We start from the raw sequence: 20,175 nt of genomic DNA on the forward strand, positions 1-20,175 counted from the left end.
AGAATCACTCAAAAATTGCTATCTTTGCAGCCAGTAATTGCAATCGCAAACGAAATTTTATCTCTATATATGGAACTTGCCACTAAATACTCTCCCGAAGCAGTGGAGGGAAAATGGTACGAATACTGGACAAACCATAAACTTTTTAGCTCAAAACCTGATGGTCGCGAGCCCTATACCGTTGTTATACCTCCTCCCAATGTGACTGGTGTGTTGCACATGGGCCACATCCTAAACAACACAATCCAAGACATCTTGGTGCGTCGTGCAAGAATGGAGGGTAAGAACGCTTGTTGGGTCCCTGGTACTGACCATGCTTCTATTGCTACTGAAGCTAAAGTTGTAAACAAACTCGCTCAACAAGGCATCCGCAAGCTAGATCTAACTCGTGAAGAGTTTTTGAAACATGCTTGGGAATGGACAGAAGAACATGGTGGTATCATCTTAAAGCAACTTCGTAAGATTGGAGCTTCTTGTGACTGGGATCGCACTGGCTTTACTATGGACGAAACTCGCTCAGAGAGTGTCATAAAAGTCTTTGTAGATCTCTACAACAAGGGACTTATCTATCGTGGTCTCCGCATGGTAAACTGGGATCCGAAGGCTCAAACTGCACTTTCTAACGAGGAGGTGATTTATCGTGAGGAGAAGAGTAAGCTTTACTACCTCAAGTATTATGTTGTTAACGACAATGGCAATGCAACTGGTGTAGAAGGCGAAGTCATTCACCAAGATGCCAATGGTCGCTATGCAGTTGTGGCTACCACACGTCCTGAAACCATCATGGGTGACACAGCCATGTGCATCAACCCTAAGGACCCTAAAAACGGATGGCTCAAAGGCCAGCTAGTACGCGTGCCTCTCGTAGACAGAGTAATCCCTGTGATTGAAGACCGCTATGTAGATGTAGAATTTGGTACCGGTTGTTTGAAGGTTACCCCAGCCCACGATGTCAATGACTACGCTTTGGGTAAGAAGCACAATCTTGAAACGATTGACATCTTCAACGCTGATGGTACGCTTTCTGAGGCTGCAGGCATGTATATTGGTCAAGATCGCATGGCAGTGCGTGAGCAGATTGCAAAAGATCTTGCTAAAGCAGGTCTTCTTGAAAAGGTTGAAGACTACGACAATAAGGTAGGTTATAGCGAACGTAATGCGGACACTGCTGTTGAACCTCGCCTGTGTATGCAGTGGTATCTGAGCATGCAACACTTTGCTGACCTTGCTTTGTCTCCTGTTATGGATGACGACATCAAGTTCTACCCTGCTAAATATAAGAACACCTATAATAACTGGCTGTCCAACATTCAAGACTGGTGTATTAGTCGCCAATTGTGGTGGGGCCATCGCATTCCTGCTTACTACCTAAGTGCACCCAATGCAGAGGTGGAAGAATTTGTTGTAGCAAACAGCCTAGAAGAAGCTATACAATTGGCTTCTCAAAAGTATGGTCGGGAAGTAAAACCCGAAGAGTTGCGTCAAGATGATGATGCGCTCGACACTTGGTTCTCCTCTTGGTTGTGGCCTATCTCCCTCTTTGATGGTATTAACAATCCTAACAACGAGGAAATCAACTACTACTATCCCACAAGTGACCTTGTGACTGGTCCTGACATTATCTTCTTCTGGGTGGCACGCATGATTATGGCTGGTTATGAATATACCGGTAAGATGCCATTCAAGAATGTGTATTTCACAGGTATCGTGCGTGATAAGTTGGGTCGCAAGATGTCAAAGTCACTTGGTAACTCTCCAGACCCCCTCGATCTTATTGAAAAGTTTGGTGCAGATGGGGTTCGCATGGGTATGATGCTCTCTGCCCCTGCTGGTAACGACATCTTGTTTGACGAATCTTTGTGCGAACAAGGTCGCAACTTCTGTAACAAGATTTGGAATGCTTTCCGCCTTGTACGAGGTTGGGAGGTAGACAAGACTTTGGCACAACCCGAAACTTCTAAGCAAGCCACAGAATGGTTCGCCGCTCAATTGCGTAAGAGTGCTGCTGAGATTGCAGATCTTTTCTCTAAGTATCGCATCTCAGAAGCCTTGATGGAAGTCTATCGCTTGTTCTGGGATGAGTTCTCTTCTTGGTATCTTGAAATGATTAAGCCTGGTTACCAGCAACCTATTGATGCTGTAACCTACGAGGCAACCTTGAAGAATTTCGATGATCTCCTGCATTTGCTCCACCCCTTCATGCCATTCATCACTGAAGAATTGTGGCAACACCTCGCTGAACGCCGCGAAGGCGAGAGCATCATGGTGTCTCCTCAATCTATCACAGCCCCCAAGACCACTGATGAAAGTTTGATTGCTGATGTAGAGCGTGTTAAGGGTATCATTGCTGGTGTGCGTGCTGCGCGTGCTCAAAAGAATGTTTCTCCTCGTGAGCAACTTTCACTCACTATTGTGGCGGCAGCAAATGAACTTGCAATGTATGATGGACTCATTATGAAGCTTGCTGGATTGGACAAAATCGAGACAGCAGCTCAAGTTGAAGGAGCCGGCTATAGCACCTTCCTCGTTGGTACAACCGAATACGCACTCTATATGGGTGATGTAGTAGACCTAGAGGCCGAAAAGGAAGCAGCTCGTACAGAGCTAGAGCACCTACGCAAGTTCCTTAAGAGCATTCAAGGTAAACTCTCTAACGAACGCTTTGTAAATAACGCTCCAGAAGCAGTTGTAGCCCTAGAGCGTAAGAAAGAGGCGGATACACTTACTAAGATTGCAGCCTTGGAAGCTAAACTCTAAGCACTATGTTCTTTAGAAGTGTACTCATTCATTTCTGAGCTAATAATGTAAACGTCAAGGTGCGTATCCAGATTTCTCACCTGGATACGCATCTTTTATATACCCCTTCTGATACTCAATACTGTAAACGCATAGAATTTTGAGTTTGTATATGAAACCTCGCAGAAAAACTCCTAGAGTCCAAGTAAAAATCTTCGACATTTTCAAAATTCTCTCAGAGACTTTTATGAAAAACTCGGAGACTTCCTGAAGGAGGTCGGAGGTTTTATCTCAAACTTTAGATTTTAAGTTATCCTGCTTACCAGATTTCCATTCTCTATCTTGCCATGCTCTCAATTCTTATTCCCACCTACAACATGAACTGTCTGTGTCTTGTCACGGATTTACAGAAACAGTGTGAGGAGCTTCAAGCTCAATATGGAGAGTCTTTTGACTACGAAATCCTTGTAGCGGATGATGCTAGTACTGATGAGAGCATTGTCAACAAGAATGAGATGATGGAATATTTGCCCAACTGCGAATACATCCGAATGGAGTCCAATGTTGGACGCGTGTCTTTGAGAAACTGGTTAATAACTAATTCGCATTTTGACTATGTGCTATTTATAGATGCTGATGCAGAAGTAATTAGCGATGATTTTCTGTTGATGTATTGGGAGGCTCGACAACAGAATTCTGTTATTGTAGGAGGAATCAAAACACCAACATCTGCTCAGCGCGGATACGAATTACGACTAAAGTATGAGCTTGCCGCTGAGCAACAGCGCACTTTGTCTTATCGTCTGGAGTATCCCTACGACTTCTTTTCCACATTTAATGTGATGTTTCACCGCGCTGTATTAGAGCAAGTGGTGTTTGATGAACGGATTACAGAATACGGTTACGAAGATGCCATGATGGGTGTGCAACTCGCTCAAATAAATGTTCCTGTGATCCATATAGACAACCCACTCTTACACACAGGAATCAACGATAATCACTCTTTTCTAACCAACAGCGAAGCTGCACTCCGAATGCTTAATAGACTTGGAGCCCCAATGACAAAGAAGGCTCGCGTAGCTCTCACTTACAATAAGGTAAATAAAATGGGGATTGGTGCCTTATTGCGAGCTTTCTTTCGCATCAATAAAGGGTGGATGCGAAAGAACCTTCTTTCACACCACCCTTCTTTGTTTATATTCAATTTGTATAAGCTCGGTTACTTTGCTACATTATGCGCAGCAGAGCATGGAAAAAACTAGGATTTCATCGGAAGCTCTATACGGAACGTTGTGCCTTTACCAACCGCTGACTCCAGAACATAGATTTTACCATGATGGTAGTCTTGGATAATACGCTTCGACAAAGATAGACCTAAGCCCCATCCTCGTTGTTTCGTGGTGAAACCAGCCTTAAATACAGATGAAAAATGCTTGCGAGGAATTCCTTTTCCAGTATCTCGAATATCTATCACATAGCTCTTGTCAATGGTGTGGCAAGTTAATGCTATGTTCCCTGTACCAGCCATGGCATCAACCGCATTTTTACAGATTACTTCTATGACCCATTCAAAGAGCGGTGCAGAAAGCGGAAGCAAAACTTTATCCTGAAAATCCACAGAAATCTCCACCCTATTGGACACTCTGCGCTTGAGGTAGTCAATAACATGATTGATAACTGGTGCTATCTCTGTAAACTTGAGTTCTGGCTGACTACCAATTTTAGAGAATCGCTCAGTGATGCGCTCAAGCCTCTGAACATCATTCTCCATATCTTCTATCAAACTATCATGAGGATAATTCTCTTTGAGAACAGCTATCCACGCCATTAAGGAAGAGATTGGTGTGCCTAGCTGGTGTGCTGTTTCCTTTGTCAAACCTACCCACACTCTATTCTGCTCTGCCCGTTTCGTCGAAAGGAGTGCTAAGAGTGCAACAAGGAGAAACAGACTCACCACTCCAAGTTGTATATAGGGAAACCATGCTAACCTGTGAAGAATCAAAGATTCATCATAGTAGATATAAATATGACTTTGTTCCGCTACTACTTCTTCTGCTGAAGAAACCTCCAAAGGCATCTTCATCTGTTTTCCTGTTTGTTGGAGTTCAACTAGTGTCCTATGCAGTTTTTGTAAAGAGTCCTTTGAATCTGTAGCTGAAATTCCAAGGTTTCTATGAGAAAGGACATGGTTTTCTTCATCAGTAACAATGACAGGAATGGAGTTGTTACCATTGATGACTGTTAATACTAGATTTAAGTCTGTATTGTCCTCTGCAACAGTTAGTGAACGCATAGCTTCTGCCCATACTTCCATTCTGGAGCGTTCCTCGCCTTTCAAATCTTCAACTAGTTGATGAGACACAAACAGAGAAGTTGCGACAATTAGTATCGCAACTCCAATGAAAATAATCTTTAATTGGCGAACTTTATCCGTCCAAACCATGGTTAATCTCCTCGATATAATCTAACAATTCAGTACGACCTGTGCCTTTTTCACTGCTCGTAACGAAGTGCTTGGGAAGTTCCTCCCATTCTTCTTGAAGTTTCTTTAGAAATCCTTGAACATTCTTCTTCAACTCTCCCACCTTATTTTTGTCTGCTTGTGTAAAGATGATAGAAAATGGGATACCTTCTTCCCCTAACCACTGGATAAATTCTAAGTCTATCTTCTGTGGTGGCAAGCGCGAATCGATAAGTACAAACAAACATGTAAGTTGCTGACGCTCTAAGATATAGTATTCGATGAGATTACGAAACTTCTCCATCTCCTTTTTCCCACGGCGAGCAAATCCATAGCCTGGAAGGTCTACTAAGAACCATTCATTGTTAATCATGAAATGGTTGATAAGCATTGTTTTGCCAGGTGTTGACGAAGTCTTCGCTAAGGCTTTACGGCCAGTAAGCATGTTAATAAGAGAACTCTTACCAACATTACTTCTACCAATGAAGGCATACTCTGGAATTTGGCTATCTTGCGGACACTGATCAGCGCGACCCGAAGATATAAAAAAATCAGCAGATTTTATAATCATAAGTTCATTTAGTCCTGAAGGGAAGAGAAATTGGGAAACACGAGAATACCATGAAGCAAAGCTACTAGGACACCATACTTGGTATTATGAGCTGAACTAGCTAAAACATAACAAAGAGTACAAATCCAAAGAGAACAAACAAAGAATAAAATCTTTATTATAATGTGTTGTCTACGGAGCTTTTCACGTGCTTCTCCTTTACGTTGAGCAAGACGTTTCTTGTTAATAGCTAGACTATCCCAGCTATACGAGAAAAATAAGCTCACGGCAGGAACAACTACTACAAAAAGATTAACAGCATAGAGGACATTCTGATTGTTACACACCATATCGTTTGTGCCTTCAAAAACTAAATATAGCAGTACTGCTATTAAAAGCGAAATAGCATATAGGAGATAAACTTGTCTTTTAAACTTCATTATACTAAAGGCTAGGGTTACTGTTTAAGAGAGACTCGGTCAATGATAGAGCGGCCAAGAGTGACTTCGTCGGCATATTCTAAATCATCACCTACTCCTATACCGCGTGCTAAAACACTCATGCAAATAGGTGAAACTTCAGAAGAAATCTGTTGTAACTTTCGTGAGATGTAAAAATTTGTGGTATCACCTTCCATAGTGGGATTCAACGCAAAGATGACTTCTTTAATTTCTCCTGTTCTTACCCGCTCTATAAGAGAATTTATGTGTAAATCACCAGGTCCGACTCCGTCCATGGGACTAATAACTCCTCCTAATACATGATAAACTCCACGATATTGGCCAGTTGCTTCTATTGCCATTACATTCTGTACATTCTCAACAATACAAATTATTGAGTGATCTCTATGAGGATGACTACAGATTTCGCAAATATCAGTATCACTAATGTTATGACATTGACGACAATACTTGACTTCATTTCGCAGTTCAAGGAGAGCCTTAGCCAAGGCTTGAGTTTGTGAGGCATCCTTACGTAATAAATGTAATACTAGTCTTAACGCTGTTTTACGTCCTACGGCAGGTAGTTTGGACATCTCACCTACAGCCTTTTCCAGCAGTTGAGAAGGAAATTGATCAATTCTCATAATATGGCAAAGATACTATTTCTAATTGTAATAGAGGAATTTTGGCAACTTAATCTTTAGGAAGAAGGAATTTGAACACGCCTTTCATTACATGTTTTCGCAATGATTCTTCTTGGATGCACTCAAAGGGAAATCCGAGTACCAAACTACGGTATTTATTACTCGCAATGTTAGCTACTGCAGCACTATACCCTCCTTTGCCGTACGAAAAAGCAGAGAAAGCAGTGGTACTAGTAGGTTCAAGTACATCCGTATGCTGCACATGATAGTGCTGAGCATTAGGACGATTGTATAGGGAGATCGGAGCATTCATCCCCCAAACTCCTTCTAATGTATCATTTGCGACTCGCCCAGGAGAGCGAATAGAAAAAACTTCTTGAAGAAATTGCTGTTCATCTGCAGAAGTCATATCATTTCCAATATAGCTTCCACTAAGAAAAACACTTCCTCCTTGCTGAGTAAAGTACTGCAAACTTGTTCTTACTGCAGTTGGAAGTGATTTATAGGATAACAAATTGTGTTTTACATCTCGCTCTTTACCAGCCATATACACAATGATAGCATAGCGATTGAGTAAAGAAGGAGAAGTTGCAACAAAAGATGATTGACTCATTGAAGAAACTGAAACATGAGGAAGGGCAGAAGAGAGAGCAGAAGTGTGTATACTCACTCCATCAAAGCGATTTCCAGCAATAACCTTCCCAACTAACTCAGAGGTTCCATATCCTAAACTATTTATGCCATCGCGGCCCATTGCACTACGTTCAAAATTTGTTTGTTTCCCTGTAAATGCAGTAGTATAATCATAAGGAACACCGATATCTTCGGATAAATCAAAGCCAAGACTATCATCACTCTCCACACGCGCTGGTCCACTCAAACGGTAAAATCCATTGACCACAAGAACCTCAGGTGTATTGCCTTTGCGATGCCCTTTGGAACAATAGATACTCAAAGTTTCAGAAGGAAAACTCTCTCCCCCATCATTAAGAGCTGTAACCCGAAATTCATATTGACGTGCTGATTCTATAGGAAGAGTCAAAGAAGTTTGCCCATGTGTACGCTGTCCGTTATTAAAATCTTTACCCGCTTCTCGAGTGTAAACAATGTAGTCAGTGGGAGTAGCAGAAAACTCAAGACTATCCTTAGTAGGAGACCAAGATAATTTTACCTCATTCTTCCCTTTTACTAAGCTGGCTGAAAAAGAATTTACAGGAAGTGGCTGAATAACAACATTATTTTGACCATGCATCTGCGCTACATATCTCAGCATAGCTTTATAGATTGCACGAGAAGCCACAAACTTAAAGTTAGGGTCGTGCGCATACTTCATATCTGTGAAGTTCTGATGGGCGAGTAGTTCAAGAATCATGGACGGCACTTGCGGAAGACGCGTTTCTCCATAGTTCTTATCTGTTAAATCCCTCTGTCTCCAATCTAAGTCAAAAACTTGTGACAAATCAGAAGTCACCGAGGTCAAAACTTGCTCGGCTAATCCATATGATGCTCGCCGAGATAAACCTGAACGAAATTCAAGCTCTCCTTTATCTCCTTTACTAGTAATAATGCCTAGAGATCCGTATATGCCTCCATTTCTCAAGTAGCCAGCATCTGTATGCAACGCAAAGGATAGTTCAAAGGGAACCTTCGCACCTAACGTATCGGGATTATAGATTGATCCACCGTTAAGATAGTTGAGCATTAAAGGGCGCACTCGAATATCATCATTATAATCACTTCCTTCAGGATTACTGCGATAAAGACTGTCGGGAAGTCCTGACCATTGAGCATGATATCTTGCACCTTCCAATTGTCGGGGCAAACGACTGGTTGGTCCTTTGGGATATGTATAGATTCGAGTACTATCAGTAGAAAAGGAAACTTGAGGGAGATTACGTTCTGTAATAGACATACCTCCGCCAAAACGAACAGCATCAGCACAGACTACTCCATGTTCCTTGCTCTTATTGTTGAGAGTCACATAGTTCTGTGCACTATTCCCTGCTTCAAAGTAGAAGGTTCCCAGGTAAACCCAAGTACCTCCTCCCATTTGTTGGTTTACATGAAACTCTGTTTTTTGACCAGCATGAGACACTGTATAATGTGCATCACTTACTGCATGTGGAAGTGTGGCATAAGAGACATATACAGAGTAATTTCCAGGACTTGTTATTCTGGGAGCCCATGTTACTCTGCTAACATTATCTCCCTGAGTAGTAGGAATGGTTCGGAGAGTCCCTGATTCAAAAGGCTGAATGCCATCATTAAGGGTTGTTAGCGGCATTGAAAATCCTCTGGAATTATCAGTCTGCCAAGAACTACCCGAAACATTATCTTCTATGTAACTACCATCACGCCCTGGTTGATCATTATCTACTACAAACATGTTCGTTTGAGCATCACGTTCACGTGGAGTATACACAATGGCACCTGCTTTTTCAAGCATGGGAATTAGGTAAGGAAAAACGAAGCTCGGAGTCAATAAATCTTCTGTAGTACAAAATAGAATGGGACGTTGCCACGCCCAACGTTCTGAATTAAAGTATCGTCCGTGACTAGGCCATACAAAAAGGTGACGACCACTCAAGCCTGCAGTGGGGGTGTATGGGCGAGAGATTGGAGTAATCCAAGCTTTTCCCAAATGGTCTACTTGCCCCCATAACATGGGGGCTTTAGATTCTGTCAACAACCTCAAAGTATCATTGCCACGTACGTCTATAGGAATCTGCGCCCCAACAGAAGTAGGTATTAAAAATGCACACAATCCTAACAGCTTTACTATATAAAGTCGTATGTTTTTGCTATTTATGCGAGTAAAACACTTAGACACACACAAGAAAAGACTTTGAGCAAAGGAAGTTTTATAGCAACGTTGGTATAAATTCATGTACGAAGTTACTTATGAAGATTCACCCAAGGCTTATAATAAAGATAAATGAATAAGACAAAGCAATCGTTTGCGCCTTAGCTAGAACTTACAAAGAAATTGCCGTCAAAACTCCTCAAGTGCGAACTTTTGTGGATGGAAAGCACAATCAGCATAAGGGCGGTAATAGTCCATTATGCGCTTCATGTCTGCTTCCACATCACCTGTTGGCATTAATTCTTCAGTGCAAACGATACGTTTATGCTTAGCATCAATAGCAAACAATTGAATGGGAATGTTAGCTTTCAACGCTATATAATAAAATCCACGCTTCCATGTAGTTACCCGAGAACGTGTGCCCTCAGGAGTCACCGCTAAATTGAAATATTTCTCGCGTTTGGCGATATCAGCTAGCTGATCAGTGAGGGATTGATGGCGACTTCTTACAACAGGAATGCCACCTAGTGAGCGAAATAGTGTATCAAGAGGCCAAAAGAACCACTCTTTCTTCATCAAGAAACCAGCCTTTCGCCCAACGGCTTGGCTGAATACCTCACCCAACAAGAAGTCCCAGTTGCTAGTATGGGGAGCAACACATATGATGCACTTCTCACGTGCTGGAATAGTGATTTCTACTTTCCACCCCAGACAACGAGAAAGTATAAATTGAGCAAGAGATTGTATCATTTCAATGAATTGTTTATGCACGACTTTGGCCGTGTGTCATCATCCTTTTTGAGAGAATCATCACACACGGCCAGAAAATTATGGATCCATCTTAGGCTTGACTAAGCAAACCATATATGTTGCGTACCTTTTCAGAAAACTCTTCGCGCAACTTGTTATAGAAGAGGCTAACGCTTCCAGGTTCAGTATGATTGATGCGCTTAACAAATTCCACATTAAGAGCTAAAATATCAGCCCCTGCTTGTTGAAGGTTTTCATTAGGCTGCGATTGCTCTTGTAACACCACAGCGTAAACGAACATTAGATCAGAACAAATGTTGTTTATTGACTTTTTTAGTTTTCTACGACTTGCCATAGTAGTATATGTATAATAAAAATCTAAGTGCTCTATTCTGAAATGCTAGCGTTGTAAAAGCAACAGGACACTCTGAATGTATTTACAGTAGTCTCAGAAAAATCAGCAATAAGGCTAGAGAGCAACCAAGTCCATTCCTTTAAGAATAGCTTGTTCGTTGGCAGGTAACAGATGGTGATGACGTTCTGGAAGGGTCTTACGTAGAGCTTTCATCACACTTTCTACTTTCACAATGGGATGCACTTTTAAGTAACTCCCTAAAATGAACATATTGAAGCATTTTGCCAGCTTCATCTCTGTAGCAGTGTTCATAGCCGCTACAGAATACACATTGATATCCTCACGAGACGGAGGCTGCATTACACCAAAACCATCAAATATCAACGTTCCACCAGGCTTCACCTTGGGCTGAAACTTATCTATCGATGGTTGGTTCAGAAGAATAGCTGTATCATAGTTTGAAAGAATAGGGGAAGAAATATTCTCATCACTAATGATAACAGTCACATTGGCCGTACCACCTCGCTGTTCTGGTCCATAAGCGGGCATCCAGCTCACTTCTTTACCTTCCATTAATGCGGCATAGGCTAAGATTTTACCCATCGAAAGTACTCCCTGTCCGCCAAATCCTGCAATAATAATCTCTTGTGTCATAGGGATATTGGGTTAAGCATTCTTAGTTACATCCTTCAAGTCACCCTTAGGATAGTAGGTAAACATATTCTCTTTCATCCATTCATTAGCTTGTGCAGGAGGCATCTTCCAACCCATGTTGCATGTAGATACGAATTCTACAAGACAAGAACCTTTCTGCTGCATCGATATCTCAAATGCTTTGCGGAGTGCTTTCTTGGCTTTGCTTATTGATGCCATCGTTTCCACACTTTGGCGAGTCACGTAAGCCGTGCCATCAAGCATTGCAGCTATTTCCGCTAACTTTAAAGGGTATCCATGCAAAGACGCTTCACGACCATAAGGACTAGTTGAAGTCATCTGCCCCATAAGCGTGGTAGGTGCCATTTGTCCTCCAGTCATACCGTAGATGGCATTATTGATAAAAACAATAACGATACCCTCTCCACGGTTAAGGCTATGAATCGTTTCATTTGTACCAATACCAGCAGCATCTCCATCACCTTGGTAAGTAAATACCAGATGATTAGGCATTACTCGCTTTATAGCAGTAGCGACTGCAGCAGCACGACCATGTGCAGCCTCTTGGAAATCAATGTCTATATATTTATAGATGAATACACCACAGCCTACTGGGCTTACGCCCACAGCTTTCTCTCCCATGCCCATCTCTTCAATTACTTCAGCGATGAGTTTATTAATAACACCATGGGAGCATCCTGGGCAATAGTGCATTGTATTGTTGTTGAGCAATGAAGAAGTCTTGTAGACCTGAGTGCCCTGCTTAATAATTTCTTCTTTCGTCATGGTTATAACTTATTGAAGATTCCTGGCATGCGAAACATAGCTTCCACCATTTTAATGAGTACAGCTATGACAGCAATTCCATAACTAACCAAAAGTCCGAGTTCACCAGCTTTAAAATACAGCACCCCTATAATAGATAGTAGTGACAATACAATAAAGATACCGTTAAGCCAGTTGCGTATAATTAAAACTCTGCGCTGACGTCGATTATTGCGCTGTTCGTCATGCTGCAAATGTTGAGAAGTGGGATTCATAACATTGTTTTCAGTTTCTCCAAAATCTCACTAGGACTTGGGACAATGCCACCAAGACGACCATAATGCTCTACTGGTACTCGACCCTCTACGGTATAGCGTACATCATAAACCATTTGTCCAGCATTGATTTCGACAGTTAGAATGCCTTTTACTTTACTTGCCATCTCCAGAATCTGTTTTTTGGGGAAAGGCCATAGCGTAATTGGACGCAATAGTTGGACTTCTATTCCTTCAGCCTTGGCCAAATCAACAACTTTTTGAGATATTCGAGCTGCAGATCCAAACGCAACAATACCTAGTACGGGATTGTCACTTCCTGAAAGTTCATAGCGAACCTCATTCTCTTCGATTTCTCGATACTTTGCTTGTAGATGAAGATTGTGTTTCTCCATAATTTCTGGCACTAATTCCACAGAAGTAATCACGTTAGGTTTACGATTCTTACATCCTGTAGTAGCCCATGGATAACGTTTTGCGATTTCCTCATCAGACATTCTCTCTTTTTGGGGCTGGAGTACGACTTTCTCCATCATTTGTCCAATAACTCCATCTGCTAACATCATCACAGGAGTGCGGTAACGGAAGGCGAGTTCGAAGCCAAGATCAACGAAATCAGCCATTTCTTGTACGCTATTTGGTGCAAGAACTATCATTTCGTAGTCACCATTTCCTCCCCCTCTAGTGGCTTGATTGTAGTCACTTTGAGAAGGTTGAATCGTTCCCAAACCAGGTCCTCCTCTCTGCACATTTACTATTAAGCAAGGCACTTCGGCTCCAGCCATATAACTGATACCTTCTTGCATCAATGCAATACCAACACTGGCAGAAGAGGTCATGACTTTCTTGCCACATCCACCAGCTCCATATAGCATGTTGATGCTAGCAACTTCACTTTCCGCTTGTAAAACTACCATTCCAGTAGTTTTCCAAGGTTGCAACTCTGCAAAAGTCTCTAACACCTCACTTTGCGGTGTGATGGGATATCCAAAATATGCATCACAGCCACAACGCACAGCAGCATATGCAAGTGCTTCGTTACCTTTTAGGAGTAATATCTCTTTTTTCATAGAGAATAATCAATAAGAATTTGAGGGAATAGTCGAAATTTCAAGGAGAAAATCCACAAACACTCAGTATGGGTTTGAGATATAAACCGTTTATTCACAAAGGAAGTAAAGGTTTCTCGCATAAAAGAATAACTTCGACGAAACTTTCTTATCATAGTCTCATAAAATTGAACTAGATAAGAGTAAAAATCGTATTACGGTTCACGTAAACGATAGACAACGATGCACCCATCGGGACATACTGTAGCACAAGCAGTACATCCAATGCAAGATTCTGCATTAACATCTTCACTGAATGCATATCCTCGATGGTTTACGGCTGTTTTGCTGAGAGCCAGCGTCTGCGTAGGACAAGCCACTACACAGAGATTGCAGCCTTTGCACCGTTCGGTGTCGATGACGACAGCACCTCTCATTTTGGCCATATCAATAGAGTTTTAAGGATTTAAATTGTCTTTGTAGTAAAAGTCATATATGTCCGTTATCATGTCTAACATTTCAGCAGCTTCTCCATCTGGAGCAAGTTCATCTGCCTTCAGGAAATATCCCTTAGCTGTATGCCAATCTGCTTGTTTCGCAGCCAACAATCCTTCAAGAAAGAGTCTCTCACTTTGAGTTATAGAATCAACTGGAATAGAATCTAGTGCGACTCTTGCCGCACCCCAGTTATGTTGCTCTATCAATGCTTTTATATCATTGGCTTTGTTCATGATATTGCAAAGATACAACTTTATCAATAAAACACCATTTTCCGAATGTCTTTTTTCAACGAAGCACGTTAATTTATGGCAAGTAATTCCATTACATTGCTTCACGTGCGACTAATTCCAACAAATTGCTTGTCACCACACCTTTCGAAAAGGTAATCTTAGCAATATTTCTATGTGAACTTCACCTCCTTTTGAATCGTATACACAGAAAAAAATGACTGGCTGGAACATCTAATTAACATAGAGCATCAGATAAAAAAGAAAGTATGAGATAGTCATAATGGTACGATAGAACTCAAAACCGAGCGACAAGCAGATATAAAAATCGTTTTGCATCCCATAATGACTTTCATCCCATTACACTACATCATCATAAATGAATAAATCCCCAATGTCTACGGGATTCTGTCATTGATTCTTCACGCAGAACTCCTAGATTCCATTCCCCAAATAAGAGAAATACAATAGCTAGTAACTAGCTATATAAAAATATACCTAGAATCTGATAAGTATCGTCTTTAACAAAATATTCAACCTAGAAAGGAACACGATTGTCATCTCAGTCATTCGCGATTCTATCATCCAAACTTGCTACTATTTACTTCATCTGCCCATAATAAAAACACCAAGGTAAGCGAAATTATATGCTAACCTTGGTGTAAATTCTGCTAGAAAATATAGCAATGATTACTTGGATACTGCGACCTTCTTGATGGTGTTTTGTACTGCCTTGAGAGCTTTAGCCTTTGCTATTGAAAAAGCCTTTTGGGCTTTAGCCTTTGCAGCTGAATTAGGTGCCTTTGCTACAGCGTCATAAAGACTCCATAGCTTAAATCTTTCCGTTTGCTCATTCTGAGCTTTCGTTACTGCCACTGCAATGGCCTCAATCTTAGCTTCATCAATTGTATTATATGCGTGCTTATAACCCTTCAATTCATTCCATTGACCACGAGTGAAGTCAGGGAAAGCTACAGCTGCACAATTATTATCCATTGATAATGTGCCGAGTTCTGCCAAGCAACTCCATTCTGCAAGGTCATATACATCCATATCAAGAGGCAAACCATTTTGGAGGCAGTAAACCAAACGTGCATCCATCATGAAGTCCATACCACCATGCCCCATTTCTCTACCAGCTTCACCATACTTCTTGATAATGGGGTGCTCATACTTTTCTTCAAGCTTCTTCGCTTCTGCATCAGGCAAGAACCCATGACTACTGAGATTATCAATCTTGGGAGAAACACCACTTTCTTGAAGTTGCTTGCTATCAAGAGCAAACTTAGGTTGTGGATACTTAGTTGCATATCCCTTAGTACCCGTCAACTTAAAGAGGCGATTGTATGGCTGAGGATTCATTACATTGTGTTGAATCTCTACAACCTTTCCATTAGCAGTGCGCATCAACGTAGTAGTATGGTCACCATTACGATAATCGTTGCAAGGCTCTCCTGTGGCTTTCTCCATGTATTCCTTACCATGCACAGACTTAGTATCCATTGCTGTTAATACACTGAAACGGTCACCACGGTGGATGTCAAGACATTGAGCTACAGGACCGAGACCGTGAGTTGCATAGACGTCACCACGATTCTTGCTGTTATAAGCCATACGCCAGCCAACCTTCTTTGACAGAGAATCTGATGGGTTGTGCCAGTAGTGTCCCCAGAAGTCGTCAAGATTGTGGATGTAAGCACCTTCTGCACGCAACACCTCACCGAACACCCCTTTTTGTGCCATGTTGAGGGCGTTGAGTTCATAGTAGTCATAGCAGCAGTTTTCAAGAATCATGCAGTGTTTCTGAGTCTTCTCAGAAAGATCTACCAACTGCCAACATTCATCTAGATTCATAGCAGAGGGAACCTCAACTGCTGCATGTTTGCCATTTTCCATAGCACACTTAGCAACAGGGAAATGATGATCCCAATCGGTAGCAATATATACGAGGTCTATGTCAGAGCGCTTGCAAAGCTCTTCATATCCCTTTTCTCCTGAATAGATATCAGCAGGAGGTAATCCCTTTGCTCTAAGGTATTTCTGACATGCTTCAGCACGGTTGGCTTCATAATCACAGAGAGCAACAATTTGTACGCCTGGAATGTGCGTGAAGCGATTAACAGCTCCTGGACCTCGCATACCAAGTCCAACAAAGGCAACGCGCACTGTTTGCAGACGAGGAGTTGATAGATTAAGTACAGACTTCTGCCCTTCGGAACGAGCAGGAGTTTGAGTTACAATAGTACCTTTTTCCCATTTCCAATTGTTGGGATTAGAATACTTAGAAGTTGATTGCGCAAATGCAGTACTAGCAAAAAGAAAAAGTGTACAAGTTGCAACAAGAAGACTTTTGATTTTCATTAGAATGATTCTTGAATTATGGTAGAAGAGTTATTTATCAAGAGTAATAGCTGTTGAGCCAATCATTTGTCCATCGCAAAAAAGATGGACACTATACTTACCAGGAGAGAGGAATTCATTAGATGCTCCCACTACAAGCGAGACGTGTTGCTCTTCGCCATTATACTCAATGGATTTGGCAGCGGAACTCTCTAACGAGCGATTCTCATAAGTGAAACTACTACTACCACCGATAGTACTCCCATTCGGATTCATCAACCGAACATAGACCATCTTATTGCCAGTAGCAGCCGTCACATTACGGTTAAGCGTAAACGAAACCAAGAAGCGTTCTATATCTTTTGATTTTTTAGCTTGCTTTCCACTACGTTTTTGTGGAATGATACTAATACCAGAAGCATTTAGCTGTGCTGCTATAGCTACTTTATCATTTAGTTTGGCACGTTCTTGATCAAGCGATGAGATCATTGTATTGGCATCGTTCAATTGACTGCGTGCTACATCTCGCTCATTAGTTAGACGTCCGTTCTCACGTTGTAATGAATCAACCTGCAAAACAAATGATCTGAGCACTGCACGTACTGTCTCAAGCTCTTTCTTCAAGCGCTTTATCTCAGCAGCATCAGTTGATTTTACTCGGCGCAATTCTTCAAGTAAGCTTTTTGCGCGCTCTTGTTCACGACCAAGCTGACTAAGAAGAGAGTCATCTTTAATCCCCTTTTTTAGTTCATCGTATTGCAATGCAAACTGCTGATATTGGTTCTCCATCTCGCGTCGATCCATATCTGCCAGCTGGCGCAATTCTTCCAGCTCTTTGTCTTTTTGCTTATCCCTTTCACTTCGACAACTACCTAACGAAAATGAAGAAGCAACAACGAGTCCAGCAATAAAGAGTAACTGCTTCATTGATTCTTAGAATAAATATGACAATGTTTAGTCGATAATAGTAATCCAATTATGCGTATCGGGCTCTATTCCGTATTGGATGTTACGGAGTTTAGTGTAGAGCTGTGTAGATATTGGACCAGGCTGTCCATTTTGAGAGAACACATAACTCTTTCCCATCTCTGGGTCATCTATACGTGCAATAGGACTGATTACAGCTGCTGTACCACATGCTCCAGCTTCTTCAAAGGTCGCAAGTTCTTCTTCAGGTATTGGACGCACCTCTACCTTTAAACCTAAGTCAACGGCAAGCTGTTGTAAACTCTTATTAGTAATAGAAGGTAAGATTGAGGTGGACTGAGGAGTTATGTACGTTTTGTTCTTAATACCAAAGAAATTGGCAGCACCACACTCATCAATGTATTTTTTTTCTTTTGCGTCAAGGTAGAACTCAGCAGAGTATCCTGCATCATGTGCCCACTTACTTGCGCGTAGACTTGCAGCATAGTTACCTCCTACCTTGAAAGTACCAGTGCCGTGTGGCGCAGCACGATCAAACTCACGCGTAATCACGAAATTGGTAGTTGCAAATCCACCTTTGAAATAAGGTCCTACTGGAGTGACAAAAATAACGAAGAGGTATTCTTCTGCTGGTTTCACACCAACTTGCGCTCCAGTTCCTATAAGGAGCGGACGAATATAGAGAGCTGCGCCACTTTCATAAGGGGGGACAAAACGCTCATTGAGCTTTACCACTCTCTTTACCATTTCCACAAACTTCTCAGTAGGCATCTCAGGCATAAGGATGCCACGAGACGTACTCTGCATACGAGCCGCATTGTCCTCTATTCGGAAAACCCTGATTTTACCATCTGGGCATCGAAAAGCTTTCTGCCCCTCAAAAGACTCTTGCCCGTAATGCAAGCATGTCGCTGCCATGTGAAGATTAATCGTTTCTGAAGACGAAACTTCTATTTCTCCCCATTCGCCATTTCTGTAATAGCAACGAACATTGTAGTCTGTAGGAATATATCCGAAAGGCAAGTTCGCCCAATCAAATTCTGTCATAATTGGTATTCTATCTGGTTGTATGATTAACAATTATATCGTGCATTTTCAGGCTACAAACTCAGAAATCCTACAATGATAGTCTGTGTCAGCCCTCAAATCCTTCGCAAAGATACACATTATCCACCAATTTTGCGCAACAGACATTCGATTTTTGCATCGTAAAGTATATTTTTCATATATAACGATGATGACTAAGGACGCAAGGCTCACTCCATGTTCCTTTGTACTGATTTTGCACGCTGCTTGCTAGGTTCAGAGCCTCCATTAGACGAATTTATCAGTGCCTCTCTCCTCGAGGTGCAGTGCCACAGTGCAGCTTGTTAAGGAGAAGCCACCTTCCTCTCATCGTTTATTCTCTTGTTGGCTTCCTGTTTCTCGATTGTGTCCGACGTAGCACAATATCGCAAAAACAAATGAAAACAAACGGCTCAACAATCAAACAATTTCCGTTCAAGTACTAATGACCGGTTGGAGCAAAAAGCAACCGCACATGCATCGCGCTTTTATTTATAGTGGCATAGGTATTTTCACAATTCCAACCCTCCCATTTAACATCTAAATTCGAGTTCAGAAAAAGTTGCTAGGGATTATGCGATTCTCGGAGGGGTTGAAAATAGAGATTTTGGGAGTCTTTTTCTGGTATTTTGCACGTTTTGTGGTATCTGAGCTTGTTTGAAAAGAAACGACGTGTTGTTTTACGCGAAACAACACGTTGTTCGTTCTATTTCAAGGGACATTTTCCAAATTATCTCCGACGAAATTTTTATTTCGTCCGAGGAAATCGGAAAAAAGTCCGACAAAATCGCGAAAGGTTCGAGAATTCGTGTAAAATTTGTTGGGCGAATGATTTTGAACTCACATAGAGCATATTCTTTTCTTCCTAGGTTACTCAAAATTTCGTCCAAAATTCACCCTGTGTTTTAACACTCAAACCTGCGTATTTGGTTAATAATTCATTTTCCGTAATAATGAGTGCATAACCTTCCTATCGAAGTCTTCAAGAAAAACGTATAGTGATGAGAAGACATGGCATTTCATCTTTAGAAGAACGCGGAGTTATAGTTCACGGCAGAGTCTATATGCTCTTATAGGGTTTGCTGTATGACCTGATCGACTGCATGCAGGTGTGTGCGGAAGAGGGGATGGCGTTGCCTAACTTGCACCACTTTTTGACCCTGCTGCTGCCCACGGAGCGACAAGTGAGGGGTATGATCCGGGCAACGCCTCGTGGTGTGGACTGTGGTGAGCTGCCTCAAAATCCTAATGAGTCATTTTGCGGTCTGCATCTAGAGATTGATAGTCCTATCTCTCGCTTTGAGCGTTATCGTGGACGGAGCAAGGCCATCGATGAGATGTGTGAGGCTGGTCTGCTGGACGATGAGCTGCCTGAGGAACTGATGGAGGATGCTCCAGGGGCAGACGTAGCCCCCGATGAAGCTGCTGCGGAGGGGGTGGAAGAGAAGAAAGGATAGTTGCTTGGCTGTGAAATGCGCTTAAACTGCTGCGCCACCTGTTTTTGTGACTGGTGGCGCAGATTTTAGTATAAAGATTTGGCGGGATGTGATTTTATTTTTATTTTTATTTTTGTGGTGAGAATGATTGAATTTCATTGACTCTCTAAAACATTGGATTATGGCTACTTTTA

The 20,175-nt window shown here is 41.8% G+C and carries 18 protein-coding genes; 3 read left to right on the plus strand and 15 right to left on the minus strand.

What is annotated here, in order from left to right:
• Nucleotides 1-69: 69 nt before the first annotated feature.
• Nucleotides 70-2,757, plus strand: coding sequence for a valine--tRNA ligase (locus HMPREF9999_RS07050; RefSeq protein WP_009752012.1), 2,688 nt, complete (start codon nt 70-72; stop codon nt 2,755-2,757).
• A 326-nt stretch (nt 2,758-3,083) separates the two neighbouring features.
• Nucleotides 3,084-3,998, plus strand: a complete 915-nt coding sequence (locus HMPREF9999_RS07055; RefSeq protein ID WP_009752013.1) for a glycosyltransferase family 2 protein — start codon at nt 3,084-3,086, stop codon at nt 3,996-3,998.
• On the opposite strand, the gene HMPREF9999_RS07060 is transcribed toward HMPREF9999_RS07055, so the two are convergent.
• The 15 genes from HMPREF9999_RS07060 to HMPREF9999_RS07130 all read right to left on the minus strand — a co-directional run bounded on the left by HMPREF9999_RS07060 (nt 3,995) and on the right by HMPREF9999_RS07130 (nt 18,527).
• Nucleotides 3,995-5,179: a sensor histidine kinase gene (locus HMPREF9999_RS07060; protein WP_009752014.1), complete on the minus strand. Its 1,185-nt coding sequence runs from the start codon at nt 5,177-5,179 to the stop codon at nt 3,995-3,997. The two genes, HMPREF9999_RS07055 and HMPREF9999_RS07060, sit on opposite strands and share 4 nt — an antisense overlap.
• Nucleotides 5,163-5,768 (minus strand): ribosome biogenesis GTP-binding protein YihA/YsxC, encoded by a 606-nt coding sequence (gene yihA, locus HMPREF9999_RS07065; RefSeq protein ID WP_009752015.1) that lies wholly within the window; start codon nt 5,766-5,768, stop codon nt 5,163-5,165. Before yihA ends, HMPREF9999_RS07060 begins: the two co-directional genes overlap by 17 nt.
• Nucleotides 5,769-6,204: 436 nt before the next feature.
• Nucleotides 6,205-6,834: a recombination mediator RecR gene (gene recR, locus HMPREF9999_RS07075; protein WP_009752017.1), complete on the minus strand. Its 630-nt coding sequence runs from the start codon at nt 6,832-6,834 to the stop codon at nt 6,205-6,207.
• 49 nt (nt 6,835-6,883) lie between these two features.
• Nucleotides 6,884-9,280, minus strand: a complete 2,397-nt coding sequence (locus HMPREF9999_RS07080) for a fibronectin type III domain-containing protein (RefSeq protein WP_009752018.1) — start codon at nt 9,278-9,280, stop codon at nt 6,884-6,886.
• Between the two features lie 546 nt (nt 9,281-9,826).
• Complete coding sequence (locus HMPREF9999_RS07085) at nt 9,827-10,387, minus strand: 1-acyl-sn-glycerol-3-phosphate acyltransferase (protein ID WP_009752019.1); 561 nt, start codon at nt 10,385-10,387, stop codon at nt 9,827-9,829.
• A 91-nt stretch (nt 10,388-10,478) separates the two neighbouring features.
• Complete coding sequence (locus HMPREF9999_RS07090) at nt 10,479-10,688, minus strand: hypothetical protein (protein WP_052316498.1); 210 nt, start codon at nt 10,686-10,688, stop codon at nt 10,479-10,481.
• Between the two features lie 168 nt (nt 10,689-10,856).
• On the minus strand, nt 10,857-11,396 hold the full coding sequence (locus HMPREF9999_RS07095; protein ID WP_009752021.1) for a 2-oxoacid:acceptor oxidoreductase family protein: 540 nt from the start codon (nt 11,394-11,396) through the stop codon (nt 10,857-10,859).
• A gap of 12 nt (nt 11,397-11,408) precedes the next feature.
• Nucleotides 11,409-12,182 (minus strand): thiamine pyrophosphate-dependent enzyme, encoded by a 774-nt coding sequence (locus HMPREF9999_RS07100; protein ID WP_009752022.1) that lies wholly within the window; start codon nt 12,180-12,182, stop codon nt 11,409-11,411.
• A 2-nt stretch (nt 12,183-12,184) separates the two neighbouring features.
• On the minus strand, nt 12,185-12,436 hold the full coding sequence (locus HMPREF9999_RS07105) for a hypothetical protein (RefSeq protein ID WP_009752023.1): 252 nt from the start codon (nt 12,434-12,436) through the stop codon (nt 12,185-12,187).
• Nucleotides 12,433-13,506 carry a 3-methyl-2-oxobutanoate dehydrogenase subunit VorB gene (locus HMPREF9999_RS07110; RefSeq protein WP_009752024.1) on the minus strand — a complete coding sequence of 358 codons (1,074 nt, stop codon included), beginning with the start codon at nt 13,504-13,506 and terminating at the stop codon, nt 12,433-12,435. The genes HMPREF9999_RS07105 and HMPREF9999_RS07110 overlap by 4 nt, the downstream gene beginning before the upstream one ends.
• A gap of 194 nt (nt 13,507-13,700) precedes the next feature.
• Nucleotides 13,701-13,931 (minus strand): 4Fe-4S binding protein, encoded by a 231-nt coding sequence (locus tag HMPREF9999_RS10315; RefSeq protein WP_009752025.1) that lies wholly within the window; start codon nt 13,929-13,931, stop codon nt 13,701-13,703.
• Nucleotides 13,932-13,943: 12 nt separating this feature from the next.
• Entirely contained in the window at nt 13,944-14,216 is a 273-nt protein-coding gene (locus tag HMPREF9999_RS07115; RefSeq protein ID WP_009752026.1) for a hypothetical protein, read from the minus strand.
• A 687-nt stretch (nt 14,217-14,903) separates the two neighbouring features.
• A complete protein-coding gene (locus HMPREF9999_RS07120; RefSeq protein ID WP_009752027.1) occupies nt 14,904-16,574 on the minus strand; it encodes a Gfo/Idh/MocA family protein in 1,671 nt (556 codons plus the stop codon).
• A 30-nt stretch (nt 16,575-16,604) separates the two neighbouring features.
• Nucleotides 16,605-17,480, minus strand: a complete 876-nt coding sequence (locus tag HMPREF9999_RS07125) for a hypothetical protein (RefSeq protein ID WP_009752028.1) — start codon at nt 17,478-17,480, stop codon at nt 16,605-16,607.
• Between the two features lie 27 nt (nt 17,481-17,507).
• Nucleotides 17,508-18,527, minus strand: a complete 1,020-nt coding sequence (locus HMPREF9999_RS07130) for a branched-chain amino acid aminotransferase (protein ID WP_009752029.1) — start codon at nt 18,525-18,527, stop codon at nt 17,508-17,510.
• 1,211 nt (nt 18,528-19,738) lie between these two features.
• Here HMPREF9999_RS07130 and HMPREF9999_RS07140 point away from each other — a divergent pair.
• The gene (locus HMPREF9999_RS07140; RefSeq protein WP_157049631.1) at nt 19,739-20,002 is read left to right on the plus strand and encodes a hypothetical protein; all 264 of its coding nucleotides are present in this window, start codon (nt 19,739-19,741) and stop codon (nt 20,000-20,002) included.
• Nucleotides 20,003-20,175: the final 173 nt, after the last annotated feature.

The sequence above is a fragment of the Alloprevotella sp. oral taxon 473 str. F0040 genome (assembly GCF_000318095.2).
Taxonomy (GTDB): Bacteria; Bacteroidota; Bacteroidia; order Bacteroidales; family Bacteroidaceae; genus Alloprevotella.

Excerpts from the sequence above, each read along its gene's own strand:
- HMPREF9999_RS07050 (WP_009752012.1), top strand. The coding sequence starts at position 70 with ATGGAACTTGCCACTAAATACTCTCCCGAAGCAGTGGAGGGAAAATGG.
- HMPREF9999_RS07055 (WP_009752013.1), top strand. The coding sequence starts at position 3,084 with ATGCTCTCAATTCTTATTCCCACCTACAACATGAACTGTCTGTGTCTT.
- HMPREF9999_RS07060 (WP_009752014.1), bottom strand. The coding sequence starts at position 5,179 with ATGGTTTGGACGGATAAAGTTCGCCAATTAAAGATTATTTTCATTGGA.
- yihA (WP_009752015.1), bottom strand. The coding sequence starts at position 5,768 with ATGATTATAAAATCTGCTGATTTTTTTATATCTTCGGGTCGCGCTGAT.
- recR (WP_009752017.1), bottom strand. The coding sequence starts at position 6,834 with ATGAGAATTGATCAATTTCCTTCTCAACTGCTGGAAAAGGCTGTAGGT.
- HMPREF9999_RS07080 (WP_009752018.1), bottom strand. The coding sequence starts at position 9,280 with ATGCTTGAAAAAGCAGGTGCCATTGTGTATACTCCACGTGAACGTGAT.
- HMPREF9999_RS07085 (WP_009752019.1), bottom strand. The coding sequence starts at position 10,387 with ATGATACAATCTCTTGCTCAATTTATACTTTCTCGTTGTCTGGGGTGG.
- HMPREF9999_RS07090 (WP_052316498.1), bottom strand. The coding sequence starts at position 10,688 with ATGTTCGTTTACGCTGTGGTGTTACAAGAGCAATCGCAGCCTAATGAA.
- HMPREF9999_RS07095 (WP_009752021.1), bottom strand. The coding sequence starts at position 11,396 with ATGACACAAGAGATTATTATTGCAGGATTTGGCGGACAGGGAGTACTT.
- HMPREF9999_RS07100 (WP_009752022.1), bottom strand. The coding sequence starts at position 12,182 with ATGACGAAAGAAGAAATTATTAAGCAGGGCACTCAGGTCTACAAGACT.
- HMPREF9999_RS07105 (WP_009752023.1), bottom strand. The coding sequence starts at position 12,436 with ATGAATCCCACTTCTCAACATTTGCAGCATGACGAACAGCGCAATAAT.
- HMPREF9999_RS07110 (WP_009752024.1), bottom strand. The coding sequence starts at position 13,506 with ATGAAAAAAGAGATATTACTCCTAAAAGGTAACGAAGCACTTGCATAT.
- HMPREF9999_RS10315 (WP_009752025.1), bottom strand. The coding sequence starts at position 13,931 with ATGGCCAAAATGAGAGGTGCTGTCGTCATCGACACCGAACGGTGCAAA.
- HMPREF9999_RS07115 (WP_009752026.1), bottom strand. The coding sequence starts at position 14,216 with ATGAACAAAGCCAATGATATAAAAGCATTGATAGAGCAACATAACTGG.
- HMPREF9999_RS07120 (WP_009752027.1), bottom strand. The coding sequence starts at position 16,574 with ATGAAAATCAAAAGTCTTCTTGTTGCAACTTGTACACTTTTTCTTTTT.
- HMPREF9999_RS07125 (WP_009752028.1), bottom strand. The coding sequence starts at position 17,480 with ATGAAGCAGTTACTCTTTATTGCTGGACTCGTTGTTGCTTCTTCATTT.
- HMPREF9999_RS07130 (WP_009752029.1), bottom strand. The coding sequence starts at position 18,527 with ATGACAGAATTTGATTGGGCGAACTTGCCTTTCGGATATATTCCTACA.
- HMPREF9999_RS07140 (WP_157049631.1), top strand. The coding sequence starts at position 19,739 with ATGATCCGGGCAACGCCTCGTGGTGTGGACTGTGGTGAGCTGCCTCAA.